Annotated in this window: 16 protein-coding genes and 1 pseudogene; 4 read left to right on the top strand and 13 right to left on the bottom strand. The window is 38.9% G+C overall.

The features are described 5' to 3' along the window. Positions 1-43: 43 nt before the first annotated feature. From NST33_RS18795 to NST33_RS18780, 4 genes and pseudogenes are all read left to right on the top strand, one after another. Positions 44-2,725: a PBP1A family penicillin-binding protein gene (locus NST33_RS18795; RefSeq protein WP_221821693.1), complete on the top strand. Its 2,682-nt coding sequence runs from the start codon at positions 44-46 to the stop codon at positions 2,723-2,725. A gap of 287 nt (positions 2,726-3,012) precedes the next feature. Continuing rightward, complete coding sequence (locus NST33_RS18790) at positions 3,013-3,576, top strand: DUF402 domain-containing protein (protein WP_062835000.1); 564 nt, start codon at positions 3,013-3,015, stop codon at positions 3,574-3,576. A gap of 113 nt (positions 3,577-3,689) precedes the next feature. Next, a pseudogene (locus tag NST33_RS18785) lies at positions 3,690-4,259 on the top strand (AAA family ATPase); the annotation flags it as partial. A gap of 107 nt (positions 4,260-4,366) precedes the next feature. Then, positions 4,367-4,648 (top strand): AraC family transcriptional regulator, encoded by a 282-nt coding sequence (locus NST33_RS18780; protein ID WP_339304654.1) that lies wholly within the window; start codon positions 4,367-4,369, stop codon positions 4,646-4,648. 58 nt (positions 4,649-4,706) lie between these two features. On the opposite strand, the gene NST33_RS18775 is transcribed toward NST33_RS18780, so the two are convergent. From NST33_RS18775 to NST33_RS18715, 13 genes are all read right to left on the bottom strand, one after another. After that, complete coding sequence (locus tag NST33_RS18775) at positions 4,707-5,093, bottom strand: hypothetical protein (RefSeq protein WP_339304653.1); 387 nt, start codon at positions 5,091-5,093, stop codon at positions 4,707-4,709. 27 nt (positions 5,094-5,120) lie between these two features. After that, entirely contained in the window at positions 5,121-6,026 is a 906-nt protein-coding gene (locus tag NST33_RS18770) for a peptidoglycan recognition family protein (RefSeq protein WP_339304651.1), read from the bottom strand. 11 nt (positions 6,027-6,037) lie between these two features. Continuing rightward, positions 6,038-6,496 (bottom strand): phage holin family protein, encoded by a 459-nt coding sequence (locus NST33_RS18765; RefSeq protein ID WP_339304649.1) that lies wholly within the window; start codon positions 6,494-6,496, stop codon positions 6,038-6,040. Between the two features lie 55 nt (positions 6,497-6,551). Then, complete coding sequence (locus NST33_RS18760) at positions 6,552-8,375, bottom strand: DNRLRE domain-containing protein (RefSeq protein WP_339304647.1); 1,824 nt, start codon at positions 8,373-8,375, stop codon at positions 6,552-6,554. A gap of 32 nt (positions 8,376-8,407) precedes the next feature. Beyond that, a complete protein-coding gene (locus tag NST33_RS18755) occupies positions 8,408-10,375 on the bottom strand; it encodes a hypothetical protein (protein ID WP_339304645.1) in 1,968 nt (655 codons plus the stop codon). Positions 10,376-10,425: 50 nt separating this feature from the next. Next, a complete protein-coding gene (locus tag NST33_RS18750; protein WP_339304643.1) occupies positions 10,426-11,619 on the bottom strand; it encodes a discoidin domain-containing protein in 1,194 nt (397 codons plus the stop codon). 57 nt (positions 11,620-11,676) lie between these two features. Continuing rightward, positions 11,677-12,384 (bottom strand): hypothetical protein, encoded by a 708-nt coding sequence (locus NST33_RS18745; RefSeq protein ID WP_339304641.1) that lies wholly within the window; start codon positions 12,382-12,384, stop codon positions 11,677-11,679. Between the two features lie 31 nt (positions 12,385-12,415). After that, a complete protein-coding gene (locus NST33_RS18740; protein WP_339304639.1) occupies positions 12,416-12,676 on the bottom strand; it encodes a hypothetical protein in 261 nt (86 codons plus the stop codon). Between the two features lie 13 nt (positions 12,677-12,689). Then, the gene (locus tag NST33_RS18735) at positions 12,690-13,256 is read right to left on the bottom strand and encodes a hypothetical protein (protein ID WP_339304637.1); all 567 of its coding nucleotides are present in this window, start codon (positions 13,254-13,256) and stop codon (positions 12,690-12,692) included. Continuing rightward, on the bottom strand, positions 13,256-13,867 hold the full coding sequence (locus tag NST33_RS18730; RefSeq protein ID WP_339304635.1) for a hypothetical protein: 612 nt from the start codon (positions 13,865-13,867) through the stop codon (positions 13,256-13,258). The genes NST33_RS18735 and NST33_RS18730 overlap by 1 nt, the downstream gene beginning before the upstream one ends. Before the next feature lie 71 nt (positions 13,868-13,938). Further along, the gene (locus tag NST33_RS18725; protein WP_339304633.1) at positions 13,939-14,481 is read right to left on the bottom strand and encodes a hypothetical protein; all 543 of its coding nucleotides are present in this window, start codon (positions 14,479-14,481) and stop codon (positions 13,939-13,941) included. Positions 14,482-14,509: 28 nt separating this feature from the next. Beyond that, positions 14,510-15,664 carry a hypothetical protein gene (locus NST33_RS18720; protein WP_339304631.1) on the bottom strand — a complete coding sequence of 385 codons (1,155 nt, stop codon included), beginning with the start codon at positions 15,662-15,664 and terminating at the stop codon, positions 14,510-14,512. Between the two features lie 12 nt (positions 15,665-15,676). Beyond that, a complete protein-coding gene (locus tag NST33_RS18715; RefSeq protein ID WP_339304630.1) occupies positions 15,677-16,150 on the bottom strand; it encodes a hypothetical protein in 474 nt (157 codons plus the stop codon). Positions 16,151-16,157: the final 7 nt, after the last annotated feature.

The raw sequence follows: 16,157 nt of genomic DNA, 5'->3' as shown, positions 1-16,157 counted from the left end.
ACGAATAGAAATTATGCAACCGAAAGGGAGTCAGGAGGTTAACATGCCAAACGATCCGTTGTCGAGGTCTAACAATCGCAACAACAATAACAAGTCACCCAAAAAAGCGAAGCCAAAGACCTCTAAAAAGAAAAAAATTACGGGTAAACGCGTTGGATGGACACTGTTTTTCACGATGGCAATCGCCATATTCTGTGCACTTGGCGGATATTTATTTATTATGGTGAGTGGTGAAAATCTGCTCAAAGCCAACAAGGACAAAACCACAATTAATGAAACTTCAAAAGTATATGATCGCAATGGCCAATTAATGGGGGAGCTATCCATTCAGAAGCTGGAACCCGTCAAAGAAGATGATATTCCTGAACTGGTGAAGCAAGCCTTTGTTGCAACGGAGGATAAGCGATTCTACGATCATCAAGGCGTGGATATCTGGTCCATTGGGCGTGCAGCCGTTAAGGATGTCATGGCTCGTTCCATGGTGGAAGGTGGTAGTACACTAACCCAACAGCTTGCCAAGAACATGTTCTTGTCCCGTGACAAAACGTTCTTTCGTAAAGCAACGGAAGTATCGATTGCCATGGCATTAGAGCGCAAGTACACAAAAGACGAAATCCTGACGATGTATCTGAACCGGATTTTCTTCGGACATCAGCGTTACGGGATTAAAGCGGCATCTGAATTTTACTTTGGAGTTACTGATCTCAAGAGGTTGAAGTTGTGGCAAATTGCTACATTGGCAGCTATGCCGAAAGGGCCTTCTGCCTATAATCCGGTGAGCAATCCAAACGACTCAAAAGCACGTCGAGGTGTGGTATTGCAGCTGATGTATGAACAAGGCTACATTACCAAGGCGGAGATGGACGAAGCAAAAGAGATTAACTATAACTATAAGCGACCAGAGAAAGACAGGAAGTATCAAGGTTTTATAGATTATGTACTTCGTGAAGCTGAGCGAGTAACAGGCAAAACGGAAGATGATCTGAATATCGGCGGATACAAAATCTATACAACCATGGATGCTCAGGCTCAAACAGCCATGGAAACGGCCTTCACAGATGACAGTTTGTTCGAGGCAAGCAAAGATGATCAACAGGTCCAAGGCTCCATGGTCATCATGAATCATGAGAATGGTAGCCTCGTTGCCCTCTTGGGTGGACGGGATTATCAGACTAAAGGTTATAGCCGTGTAACGCAGAGTCGAAGACAACCAGGTTCAGCTTTTAAACCGATTGTGTCTTATGCACCGGCGCTTGAATCAGGAAATTACAGTGCCAATTCCTCGCTGAGTAATGCGAAGCAATGTTTTGGTAACTACTGTCCTGGTAACTTGCATGGATATTCTTCAACGATCAGTATGACGGAAGCCATTACGAAATCGGAAAATATTCCGGCCGTTTGGCTACTTGATAAAATAGGTGTTAACACAGGCATTAATTTTGCCAAAAGTGTAGGCATACAGCTGACGGATGAAGACAAAAACCTGGCGATTGCCCTTGGTGGTCTAAGTAAAGGTACAAATACACTGGAGATGGCGCAAGCCTATAGTGCATTTGCCAACCTCGGAGAATACCGACAAGCCTATGCGATTAAAGAAATCAAGGATAGCGCAGGCAAAACCACCTACAAACACGATAATTCGGACACAACGCGTGTCATGAGTGAGCAAAATGCGTATCAGCTTACACAGATGCTGCAGAATGTCGTTAATGACGGTACGGGACGTTCAGCGCGTCTGGACCGTCCGGTTGCGGGTAAAACAGGAACAGTTCAAAGTGGTATCTCTGGCAACAGTGCCAACCGTGATGTATGGTTTGTTGGATACACACCGGAATGGACTGCCGCAGTCTGGATGGGCTATGACAATCCGGATGCCAATCATATGCTTAAGAACAGCAGTAAGCTGTCGGCAGCTTTCTTTGCCAAAGTCATGGGAGATGCTTTAAAAGGCGTTCCAGTGAAGCAATTCAAAGCACCAGCTGGAGGGCAGGCACCTCCGCCAGTAGAAGAACCAGAAAAGCCGGCTCTGTCCGTTAGTGGGCTGAGTGGATCATACGATCCAAATGCACAAACCGTCTCACTGAGTTGGACTGGAACGGGTGACGCGAGTACGCAATATCGGATTTATCGGAAAGAAACATCGGAAGCCCAGTTCACTCATCTTATTGATGCAATAGGAGCGACCAATGCACAAGATTTAAGTGCGTTGCCTGGTCTAACTTATGAGTACTATGTGACAGCTTACGACTTGGCATCAGGACTTGAGACGGATCCTTCCAACACCATTTCCTTGATGATTGAAGCGCAGGAAATGCCGCCGGAGGAACCTGATCCTGGTATAGACCCTGGAACAGAGATAGATCCTGAGCAGCCAGGTACAGAGAATCCGGACATTGGTTCACCGGATAATGGCAACTCGAACGGTAATAATGGTAATGGGAATGAAAATGGCAACAACGGAAATGGTAATGGTAATAACGGAAACAATGGTAACAACGGAAACAACGGTAACAACGGCGGAGCTGGCCAAGGAAACGGTCAACCTGGGGAAGGAAATACGACCCCGCCTGGTCAGGGGACAACAGATCCGGGCGGTACCGGTGAAGGTTCCGATGATGGAGCCGTAACAACGCCAGGTGAGGTAGTAACTCCGGACAGCGGAACAAGTGGGGATACTGGAGGGACAGATGCACCTGCAGATTCTCAAGCTGGAACCGGCGGCTAAGCCAATGAATCACTAAATAGCTACATTGAAAAAACTGCTTCCCGGAAAACCGGTGAAGCAGTTTTTTGGTATACGGAACCAACTGTAATGGAAGCTGATTTGATGAATAGGTGGGACAAAGCTTGATTTTGAGTGTAAACCTTAAATATGGTAAGCTGTAACTATTCGTAATACGTTGTGCAAGGGCGGGCCCAGAGCGCTGGAATCCATCAGGCGGACGTTATTACATTGTTCACCAATAACATCAGAGCAGGTCACGGACCTGTAGTCGGCAAAGAGGGGTTCGTATGAAACGGAAATTCGGGGACCGCGCGAACTGGCGCCGGATTACGAACCGACAATTCACATGCCGGTTCGTTCAATCCAAAATTTTCACAGGTTATATTACGTTGTACACCATACAGGATTTGAAAGAACCTCTGTGGAAAACTTATGGAGGCAGTACCTTCTGTATCGCAGATAAAGGGTATTCCTGGCTGCAATACTATCCGAAGGGAGAGCATTTTGTTGTTACAGCGATGTTTGACGATCAGGAACGGATTGTAGAGTGGTACATTGATACATGTCGTAGTCAGGGGATAACCGATCAGGGTGTTCCTTGGTTTGATGACCTGTATCTGGATGTCGTTGTGCTGAAAGATGGAGAAGTATTTTTGCTGGATGAAGATGAGCTTGAAGATGCATTGTCACGGAAGCATATTACTACAGGTGATTATGACTTGGCTAACAAGACGGCAAAGGAACTGCTGCATGCCATTGATGCACATGTATTTCCATACTTTCAGTTATCGCTGAAGCATAGGCAGAGTTTGTTTGAGAACGGAGAGTTTCGAAAAAACATTCAGATTTGAGGCATGTACTTCGCCGTAGAATTCTTCTTCATGATCCTTCTAATATTGGAGCACCTGATAGAATACATTAATAATCAGGAGAGTTCAGCCCGATAAAATAGAGGTGATGGCGAATGAACGGACGGGTCATGGCTGCAGGAGAGCAACCAGGAGGCAGACCATCCAGACAAATTAATATTGTGTTGCGTAACCAGGAACCTCAGATGTTGGTCAAAGATGAAGCAGCGGCAGTACAGGCAGCCAAGAGTATAACCAAACATGCTCACTTCCAGGAGATACAGGGTGAACTGGAGCAACTGGTTGGACTTGAAAATATCAAAGACTTGGTATTTGAGATTTATGCTTTCCTACAGATTGCTCAGATGCGCACTGAAGCAGGTTTACTTAGTGGTGCGCACGTGTATCATATGATCTTCAAAGGCAATCCGGGGACTGGTAAGACCACCGTTGCGAGAATCGTTGCCAAACTCTTTCAGAAGATGGGTGTGTTAAGTAAAGGGCATCTTATTGAAGTAGAGCGTGCGGATCTGGTTGGAGAATATATTGGTCACACGGCGCAGAAAACAAGAGATCTGGTCAAGAAGGCACTCGGTGGAATATTGTTCATTGACGAAGCTTACAGTTTGGCCCGCGGTGGAGAGAAGGATTTTGGAAAGGAAGCCATTGATACGCTTGTAAAATCCAGAGTGAGAATTTATATGTTTATGATTCAATCACATTTGAAAAACCTAAGTGGGGAGGTGAATCCTATACCCACAAATGGAGTGAGATTGAACACATGTATCCCCAGATGCTGAAAATGTATAATGAAGACTTGCTCAGTTTTGAACAGATTGCTGAAGCTACTGAAACGGACTGGTGGTCGATTAAGCAGTTGTTTAAATTTAAGGGTGCAGATATATTAACCACCAAAGAAAGAGGCATAAGAAGACGTGCTCGTGACTTTGAGAGGATATACGACTTACATTATAATAATGGACTAGCTTTTACTCGAATTTATAAGGAGCATGGGTTGAGTCCAACTTACTGTAAGCAAGTAATTGAAGAAAACATACACAAGCTAAAAAAATGAAAAAAATACCCCTCAAGAGAATAATATCTCAAGAGGGGTTAAGTTTTACCTATATTTGTTATTTATCTTTATTTGAGTGCAAAATTGCCTGATCTATCACAATCTCAATAAGTTGCCGTTCAGAAACCGTTGGTACGACTGCGTTTTTTGCAAGCAAATCGTCAATAATTCTTAATGAAATTGCCCTTTTATCAACATTGTCATCCATGTGCTCATTTACGTAATCAACAACTCTATCTGCAATATCTAACGCAAATGTGGCCTTAGTCTTATCTAATTTATCTGTCTTGATCACATCGAGTACAAGTCGGGTCACCAACAACATTTGCTTCATGCCTTCAGTTTTATCCTTCGTAATCCATCCTTTTTTCATGGCAAACGGAATGACAAATAACCCTCCTACAACAGCAGCAAGGATGATTGCAATTACATATAAATTGTCCATTTATCTAAACTCCTTTATGTATAATTACTAGTTTACTTTGATGTTATTGTCTTTACGGTAGTTAATCACGAGCTGTCTCCAAAAATCGTAACTACCTGTGGTGTCAGAAATATAATCTTTGTAATACTCATATGCAGCTTTAGCCCAAGATGGACATTCCATATTAGCCTTGATTTTTTCAGCCTTAATCCAATCTGCTTGCTGTTGAATTGTTTTCTCAAGATTAGCCACTTGTAACTTTTCTACTTCAGTCATAGGTTCATCATCCTTTGGTTTTGTAATTGGAGTTGCATTCGAAATCCCATTTCTTAATCGTTCTAACTCTACTTTAACTTGAGGAATGAAGTTTTTGCTTGCAGAAGCAATTGTGTTGCCGTCTCCCCAGTAAGCAGTGCCCGGACATGACTTACTTGACTTCCCCGGTGTATAGTCTCCTAGACGTGTACCACTGGCAGAGAACCATGCGTGATATACAATCTTATTTGTATTAACTGGTACATAAAACTTCTCACACAACGCAGCATACAAATGAATTGCGGCTTGCTTTTGTATTGCGGTCATTGTGTCTACGCCTTTATCAAAGCAACCGATAATCTCGATACCTACATATCCTGCATTGTTATTGTAGATACAAGCGGGAGTCATGTTTAAGTCTCGATCCAAGGAAACTCCAACCTTACCATCTTCAAACAATGTTAAATGCTGTCCAGTGGCTTTCCATTTGTTCGTGTTGATATGATAATTACGCATTCCCTCTAAACAGACAAAGTGATCTTGTTGAGCAATCCCATTCATCATCTTACGAGTAGAGTAGTTAGGTGATCCAGTATGATGTACTTGTAGCCCTTTGATTCTACGCGTCACTTTCTGCTTTTGCAGCCATGGACGGAACTCTTCAATATCAAGTAAAAGAAAGTTGCCTTTTTGAGTCATTTAATCACTCCTTATTTATTCTTGTTATCTTTTGAATCAGAAACCTCTCCGCTTTTATCTTTCAAAATAGAGATTGCTTTTTTGACCTGCGAAGGAATTGGCAAACCACTTCGAGCCCAGTTTTCCGTGAGACTTAACAATTCATTTGCAATATAAAAGTATGTAGCCCCTACAGCTAAACTTAGAGTCCCGTTTAACCCAAGTACTGTATCGATCTTATACATTACAAAAATAACCGTAAACATTAGAGCTTTTTTGGCTATACCCAATGAACCTTTGTTAGAATTAAGACCCTTATCTTTACGATCAGGATATCTGTGTCCCTCAATTGCTGAAGCTACAATACCAGTAATGAAATCTAAAATTGTAAGGATAGCAAGTAACTCCAATAGATTACTCCATCCTCCAAACATATACGATGTTACACTTCCAACCACCCCCACAATAAAATTTAGAAATTTGTCTGACACATTGTTTTCCTTCTCTCAATTAAAATAAGACTCCCCACATGGAGAGTCCTGAAAATTAAAGTATGTAATAATATGCTCCTGAAGATAACCCTTTAATTAATATGAATGAATCCATATCGCTTACATCACGTTTACGTATACTTACTATTGCATCCCTGTTGTTTATTCCCGGAACTCTAGGATATAAGTATCCACCAAGATCAGGTTTAGATATGGTTAGTTCTGAATCAATCTCTTTGAATTGTTTGATTAGAATTGTCGACTCTAGATCGCTAAACTGTCTAATATCGATTACACTGTCTAGATAATCTCTATCCTTGATATAAATTGTTCCGTCTTGTTCAGACACATACCTGATTTCTAATGTAGAATTCATATCAGGTCTTGAAACTGCTATTGATCCATCTTGATAATTGAATGTTGACACATCTAATATTCCATCGATATCGGAATAGCCGTTGCCACGAATAAGCAGAAACCCTGATGTATCTGGTTTAGAAACTGTAATAAATGAGTCTAAGTCCTCATTGTATTCATTTCTTATTGTTAGCACAGAATTTATATCGTGATTAGCACGAATATGATTGGATATTTCAATATATGATGTGAGATCTGGTTTAGAGATTATAATACTACTTGTCAAATCATTGTAGGATCGATTAGCAATTGAAATCTCGGAAATCATACTGATCTTAGTGTCGATTGTAATCGTCGAAGCAAGGTCTGGTTTGGACGTAGAAATCGATGCTTCCAACTCAGTTACACTATTCTCGATGATAGTAATGCTGGATTCTAACTCATCCGATGCACGAATAGCTACAGTCATATAAGAGTTTACATCTGGACGATTTACACATAGGAAACTATTCATCTCTTTGAAAAGTGGGTCTTCGTATCTGTGAACATAAATAGACGAATCTAAGTAGTTCCATCCACGATCACTTTTAACCGTTAAAGTTGAATTGAGATCCTTATTGTCTTTTCTATATACAATCAATTCAGAATCTATCTCAGAACGCCCATAGGATTGCACTGCTGATGTTATGTATCGAACTTGTAATATTGGAGGTTTGGTTGACTCACGAGTATTGAAGTAGATAGGAGTGTTGTCAGTAGACTTTATGTTTAATCCATAGTTGATTAACGAACCATCTTGCAATTGCTTCAAAACATCTAATACATTAATCTCAACATATTTTTCGGATGTATTTATAGCGTATTGATTGGTAAGCAGTTGAGTTGATTGTGGTTTGTTTGCATAGGTGATACCATACTCACGCCAAATTGTACTAGGCTGATATATCTCAATGTTTGCGTCAGATTTAACTGTTCCTGTATAATATAATCTCAACTTTGCATCTTCGAGATATAATAGGTCGGGTATAGCAACCTTCAAATCACCAAAGTTAACGAACGACTCAAACTCCTCTACATTGTCATGACCAATCATCATACGCTGTGTATCACCATAGTTTATCGTTTGTAAATCGATACGACTACGTGTTGTAGCATCTCCAATTGGTTTTAATTCAATGTTAGTTCGAGGAGCTTCGATTAATTCAAATCTACCTTGTGCTCTATTATGTGGTCTGACATTAATCGAACTTTCTAGTTCGGTGAACATTATAGCTTCAATTGTAGATTCTAGATCGCCATAAGCACGATACATTACATCTAGACTGCTTGAGATATCTTTGTTTCTTATAGATGACTTTATAGATATGATTGAATCCATTGTTGATTCTTTTCTTGTTGCTATAACCAGCTCAGACTCTAAATTTGTCTCATCTTGAGCATATAATACATACTTACTTGTAAAACGGTTGGAGGGACTCTTTACATATATAATCCCCTCCGTATCATGGTCATCATAGTACAAAAATGTCACTCCTCATCTCATTGTATTGAGATTTACACACGATCAGCGTTTACTACTAACTCAAAAAGTCCATTGGGATTTGGCTGTGCTCTCATATCTGTTGCAATACGAACATAGAAATCAATTGTTTCATCTGGCTGAGTGAGTCCATAAGTCAGATAGTCGATAGGGAGGAATGGATTAGCCTGTCTGGATAACTCAACTACAACACCATCGCGCTCATACTTCTTATCCATTGCCAAATAGACATTATCAATCGCATAACCTAACTGATTCTTGATTCTTACCTTTTGAGTTAAAGTAGTTTGACCAGCTATGATTACTCCAAAATCTAATTGCTTAAGAATTCCTCCAAATGTATCCGATAGATATTCACCTGATTCATCCATAAACATTAACCCTGAATATGTTCCTACAAATGTTGTTTCCCAAAAGTCAGTCTCGCCCCAATAATCTTGAAACTCAACTTTGAGTACATTCGGCTGATTAAATATAACGTCACGATCAGAGATGTTAATGTCGATATCTTGAGGAGAAGGAGCTAGTCGAGTGAAGCTGCCGTCAGATGGATAGTAGGGGTTATCATTAATTAGAATTCGATATTGGACTCTACCTTTGTCGCTATCATCTAAGATACCTGTTAACTTACTACCTGTCAGAGAAAGTTGAATCGTAGCATTAGTATTCAACACATAGAAAGCAACATTGTCCATTTTGATTGTTTCTGTTGCAGAGTTTATATTTAGTTTCATGCTGTCGATGGCAGTTCCGGGATCTGAATTATGTATACCATCGTCAATATAATAAGCAAATCTAATTTTATTACCCTTACTATTTAATGCATCAGAATCGATTAAAGAAACATCAAAATGACTCATCCCACTTTGTTTAAAAGCAGCTAAACTTGAAATATTGATTGTTCTCCACTGACTAAATTTACAAACTTCCCATGTGTTTCCCTCATTGAAAGAGACGGCATATCTTAATGTTCCATTTGTTGAATTAAGCTTATCTACAATAGAAAGTAATTCGCCATATATAGGGTAATCTTCGGTTTGGATAATTAATTGAGGAGAGGGGATAGAAGTGGTTGTTGAAGTTTTTGGACTATTATTGTCACTCCACGTAACCACGTCAAAATCTCCCTCAAGTTCATCCAATGGGGAGTAGTTAGCCGTGATATTTAGTTCCGCAGAAGTTTTGGATGGATCATCTGTGTAATATAGAACGTCTACACTGTCACTCAACTCATCGTAGAGAGTGAATGGTTCAGTTTCAATTGTAATCGTAGATTCTGTTTGATTTGGGTCATCGGTGTATTCGATGATTTTAATCTCTTTGTCTTCCCATTCTTCGGCTAGGGTGAAAGGTTCGGTTTCGATATTAAAAGATACTTCTTTAGTAGGATCATTTGTATAGTGAAGTAATTCCACTTCGCCTTTAAATATTCTCCAAGCAGCTTCAGGGACAATTAGTAAATTATCCATTCCGTATGTGCGGTACTCTTCCTCATTTGGCTCAATACTAGAAAGTCGATTCCACGATGAATTTGTATAATAATAATACGAACTGTCTTCACAAACAAATGTCTTATAAAATAACTGGGTTACATCGATTGCATCAAAAAGAACAAAGTTGGTGTCATTTGTGGTGATTTTTACTGTATGGATAGAATCGATTAAATTTAATTTTTCGTAAACTAGTGCCTGTTGAATAATAGTTCCATTATTTTGGCTAAATATCTCTGTGATACCATCTATAGATATAGATATTTGAGATGACCCTCTGCTATGTCTATTGCCTATAATCCTTAATTTTGTTCCTTTAAATTGAAATTCCACAGTTGAATTTATTGTGGACGAAAGCCTACCAGTACCATTGTAGTACTCCGCAAAGGGTGATGGCGAAAATCCACTTGAGTATTTGAACATAGGATCGGTATCATCATATCTCGTCCACCCTTCCTCTGGAGAAGGTAAAGATTGTCCTATTGTTGCCAATTACTTAACACTCCTTTCTTAAAAACAAATCAAACAATCATTTCACATGCTTATGTGATTGACGCTTTCTTGATTGGTGTTTTTGATGTATCTATTTTTTGCTTGAAGACTTTTCCTGAACCGATTTGAGTTGACGAGGTGGTCAAATACGACTTCTTAGAAATCTCTTTATGAGTGCCAATCACCTCATTTATGTTTATTCCAGATTTAACAAAAATTCCTTCAGATGACGAAGGACAAGACAGGAGAGTTCTATTTGTATCATACATCTTCAATTCCTGTATGCCCACATTAGAGGTATTTCCATTGTTTGCAGTGATGTTTATTCTGTATTTTTTGAACTTTTTTAAATTAGTAAACTCAAACTCTTTTTCTGTCCATAATATCCAATCAGTAACATTGTCTCTTTGGTCTAGTACTGTCCAAGTTAAACCATTGTCATCTGTCCCTTCAAATGTCCACGATTTCGGAGCAACATTCACATTATTGTATCCATGAACAAGCGTATATTTGTTTACTACTACTGCATCAAGGAACTCATACGCCAACCATCCGATCAATTGTCCTGATGCGGTAACCCAACTATTGAAACTGCCACTTTGGATTATATTTTTATCGAATGCATTAAAGGCATTGTAAGCACCACTGGTATTAAGCATGCTACTGCAAGTTGCAATCCCACTTGGCAAAATGTCGCTAGTCATTTTTGGAATTAAATCAATAGGATCATAAATCAAACTGTAATACTTATCTTCCGATGAAATCAAGAATTTATTCGAATAAGTTAGTTCAAACATCTCAAATTCACCAATTGATAGATACTGGGAATCACCATTATTTGCAGTAATATTCAACCTGTATGTGTTGAACAGTTTTGGGGTTGATACAATAAACTCTTTTCTTGTGCTATTAGCCCATGTTGTGACGTTTGATTGTGTATCTAAAATAGTCCAAGTTGCTCCGTCATTAGAACCTTCAAAAGTCCAATTTTTAGGCGCTCTTGTTAAAGCAGTCTGCTGTGGATAGATAGCATACTTACCAATGAAGAGTTGCCTTGTAAACTGATAGGATATCCATCCAGTAGGAATTGCATTAGTTGTCCAAGCACTCGATGTTAATGCATAATTTTGATCAAATGCGATAAACGATTGGGATGATGAGTGGTTTGTGCTTGCATTTGCAATACCCGATGGTGCAGTGTTGGATGTCATTTTTGGAACAGCGGTCACAGTAGATATACCCATTTATAACATCTCCTTTCAAAAATAAATAGAACACACCATATAGATGTGTTCTCAAATTTAGCCAAGTGTAATTTTATCTACTCGTCGCTTTGACATATCAATTGTGTGTTCAAAGGTTTTACCTGAGCCAAGCACAGCACTTGTATGTTTTATGTCTTTCATTTTTGTTAAGTAGCCATTGAAACTTGAAATTGAGTCTGCACCATAACTAATGAAGTTTTTCTCACTGTCTGTGTTTAACTTATAGGCAGAAGAATCCTTTAATGAGTAAACCCCATTACTGGATGAAAGTAAGATTTTATTTGAATAAAGCAATTCAAACATTTCTAATTCTGAAATATCAGTATATGAAGCATCTCCGTTATTAACAGAACAATTGACTCTGTACATCTTATAGCTTTTCACTTTAGATGAATCGATAATAAACTCTTGCTTAACGCCAGCGACCCAAGTTGTAATGTTTATTCGCGTATCAAGTACATCCCAAACCATTCCATCATTCGAACCTTCAAATGTCCAATTCTTTGTCCCTCTACTGACAGTCCAAGTTGCGATGGAATATTTAGCTATTATTTTGGCAGTTGGGAATTCATATCTTAGCCACTGGTTGATTGTTCCAAGACCACGCCATCCAGTAGCGTTAAAAACTCCATTGAACGCTAAATATGCGGGAAATGATGCATCAGCACTACTTGCACTGGCAATTCCAGATGGGGCAGTATTTGATGTCATTATCGGAATAGCGGTTACTGTTGAGATTGCCATAAAAGAATCATCTCCTTTCTAATTGAAATCATTATTTTACAGACAAATTAGTAATCTCAATATATTTCTTTAAATTTACCGTTGATTTAAAAACCTTGCCTGAACCCAGTGCACCAGTATTGACCATATTCTGTATAATGGTTTTACTGCTCCGATTTAATACACTGAGATCACCTATACCATCCGAAATGAATACACTTTTAAGAGGCAATGTTGTTGATAAATTAATCCAAGCGTTATTCTTAAATGTTTTATAGTTCACCGAATCTTGAATCAATGAATAGTTAGCCAAGTTGTCACCTCATTTATTGAAACGTTATTCCGTTAATCTTGCTTAATTTGCTTCTCTCAAACTTTGTGCGATAAAGAAATCCATCCTCATGCGTTGATACAGTAGGAGAGAGAGAGATGTTTCGTTTCAGCCTCAAAGTTCCATCCGAAGAGGAGACATAATCAGTGTTGTATTTACCATCTGTAAACTCATCTACTGTGAGTAATGCTGGAGCCAAAGTAGAGGATAGTTCAATTTTAATTCGAGCGTATAGCCCAACTGGACTATTAATCTTTCCATCTAGGTACGTAATCTCTACATAGTCTGACCATGCAATATTGTCCGTGGATGACTTAGTGAAAATCTTGTAATCCACATTTGAACCAATGCCAACCATAGTTTTGACCACTCGTTGAAAGGCAGTTACTTTATCACCAATCGATATAACCGAAGACTCCCATGTCCCCTTAGCAGCATATATAGATTTTCCAGTAGAATCGATTGCGATTTCCTTGAGTTGTAGTTTTCCATCTTTAATCTCTGTGCCATTATGTACTCCAAGTGTTAGATCTATAGGTAATCCAATTTCCTTTGTTGACACTATCTCAGCTCCCAGTTCACGATACCAGAGTGGTTTGCTTTTAAAGGAGCTACAATTTGATCAATAATAAGACTATTCTTACGAATAATGAGTTTACCATCTAAATCTTTGTCAGATGTAACTTTGATTTGGAAATAAGAAATATCCTCATCAGGCAATGAGAAGATGCATTGATAATTTATATTTACATCGTTAAGTGTCATTGCTTTTTTATATCCGAAATTAAAGCAGTCGATGCTATTCTTAAATTTTCCTTCTTTAGCTCTAGAGTTTAAAGTTGCATAAGAAGATCCGTTTTTAAATTGGATGTGATCATTGTATAGGAACGCTCTCCCTGTAAGAGGGAGTTCTTCATCGGTAGAAATATACGAAATTGAGAATCGATCCTGATTGATGTGGAAAACACCATTGGCAACATTGTAGTATAGCTGTGAACCTTGACCAATAATACCAAAACTGATTAATCTGTCTCTATCTATACTGTCAAAGTCGTTTGATTTCTTAGTCTGTAAGTCATATTCGGTGAGATTTGTACCATCATAATAATCAGCTACCCAAACGTATTTTTGAGGAACTGGTGAGCGAGTATATTGTCTGTTACCTAGAATCAAAATTAAACCCCCTTTAAAATAAAAAAAGGACAGAGATATGACTCTGCCCTATAATTCAAATATGTAAAAACTTACACGAAGCGATAAGAAATTCTTTTCTTGAAATTTTGCTTCCCTGAGCTAGCATTTAAGGGAACTTCGCATTGGATAGACAGTGTTACATAGTTACCTGCTGCATCAACAGGGTTACCATTGTTATTCACACCAAGGATCTCTTTAACTCCCGGTTTAATTGGAGTTGTGTAGTTAGCTCCAGTATAGTCTTTAGTAGTTGATCCAGTTGTTCCAATAGGCTTAGAAAAGTCTTTACCTACACGAGAACTTTCTTCATCAATATCTGTTTCGCCAAGAGAATCTACTTGCACATGGAACCAGTTATTCTTAACTACTTCGACTTCATTACCTACTGTATCTCCTGTACCACCGCTCATGTCACGAGTAGTGATTGTGCAATCTTCCATCTTGGAGACATCTGTTGCTCCATTATAGTTGTTCCAAACATTGAAAATATAAATGGGACTCTTGTCATCTGCGTCAATTACTCCGTAATCAAAAGGGCCTGTAATTTCTTGTGTGTGAGTCGAATTTCTCCATGAGATAATTGGTGCTGGCATATGTATAAAACTCCTTTATGATTATAATTTATGTTCTTACCGTTACTAGGATTGTTAGGCTTTGCATGTTAAGGCCAGCCTTAATTACATTGGCTCTAAATATGTCTCCTGCTGTTACTTGCTTATGTTTTATAGTGACTTGCTTATCATCTTTTTTCTCGTTGGGGCTAAACTTGATGTTTCGATCAAGCACATTGAGCCAAGTGCTAAAATCTCTTGTTCTCTCTACTGTTACTTCTGTTTCTGTTTCTCCTGAAGATGCACAAACAGCCTCAACTTTCACAATCTCACCGGAGAAAGGGAATGGGGCTAATGTATCTATTGGTTCTTGAAAAATATAGGAACCCTTACACAACACAATTACTCTGTCTTGTAGTTCCAGTGGCATATCTTTGAGCTTCAGGTGTTCAGCAACGCTCATTAGGCCATCCTTAAACTCATTAACAACTTGTAGATTTGAGCCAAATACATCAATTTCAATCCAGTTCTTGCCGTCATAACGATATCTTTTGCCATCTTTATATGTTTGAGCTGTCCAACCAATTTCAGGCAATGGATATTTTAATCTCAATTCAGCTAAGTCTTGTACGGGTTCTTTGTAGACGAGACGAGTGGTATTGTAGGCATCCTTAGCTTTATTTGCTGACTGTGTTGCATCTTCAGCAGCTAAATTAGCCTTATCGGTAGCCAACTTAGATAGTTCTGTCTGTTCTTGTGATTGTCTAATGGCATCTTCAATCTTACCCAATGCAATCTGATTCTCATTGATTTTAGCTTGAATTTGATCAATATAATCCTGTAAAGTAACCACCACATCTGGATTGCGACTAAGCATGGCATAGATACGAGAAGCAGGATACATGATTAATCCTCTGCCTTTATATCTACATAAATGTGCTGTTCCCTCTTGAGATGGATGGAATTGAACTACTCCCATACCATAGTGGACAAGAAATTCATTTTCATTAATGTACGGTCTATTCTCAAACACATCTTGATCAATCTCAACGAATCCAGCGATGTTAACTTTATCAGTAGAAGAGGGTAGTTCGAGAAGAGTTATAATTCCATTGATAACAGGAAGAGAGTCGGCACGATCAACGTATGGATCTTGAGGAGTACCGCTACGAGAGATAATTGTTACGGGGTCATTATATTGTAGATATGTACTTAAATCTGGCAATTGTTCACCTCCTTAGTTGACGAATACATTGCTACTACCAGAGGTAATTGGCGTTGTTGTGCTTAGATGTGTAGTTACATTTTTAGAGATACTTGATACTGCTTTACCACCGACAAAAACAGTGGAACTACCTGTTGAAACTTGACCTGAACCTGATCCAGATGTGCCGGGACTGATTGAAATAATTGACCCTCCTAATTTAGGGGAAGGTGATGGATCTGCTACCCATTGTTCTTGTGTGGGTGATGAGACAGAAGCAATTGGTTGTCCATTAACATAAACAGTAGATATTGAATTTACTGTCCCTGTAATTCTTGCTCCAGTAGTATGAGTGGTTGTACTATAAATCGGACTATATCCTGTACAGTTTCCGAATTGATCCCATGATGAACATTCTGACCCACTTTCATATCGTTCAACATATGACACATGTCCGCTTTTGTTTGAATCTTGTATTGTTGATCCTTTATAAGCTACTCCAGTCATATAGCCT

Origin of the sequence: Paenibacillus sp. FSL L8-0435 (assembly GCF_037965655.1) — a bacterium.
GTDB lineage: Bacteria > Bacillota > Bacilli > Paenibacillales > Paenibacillaceae > Paenibacillus.
The sequence above is the reverse complement of the archived record's forward strand: the minus strand, read 5'-3'. Positions and strand labels throughout refer to the sequence as shown.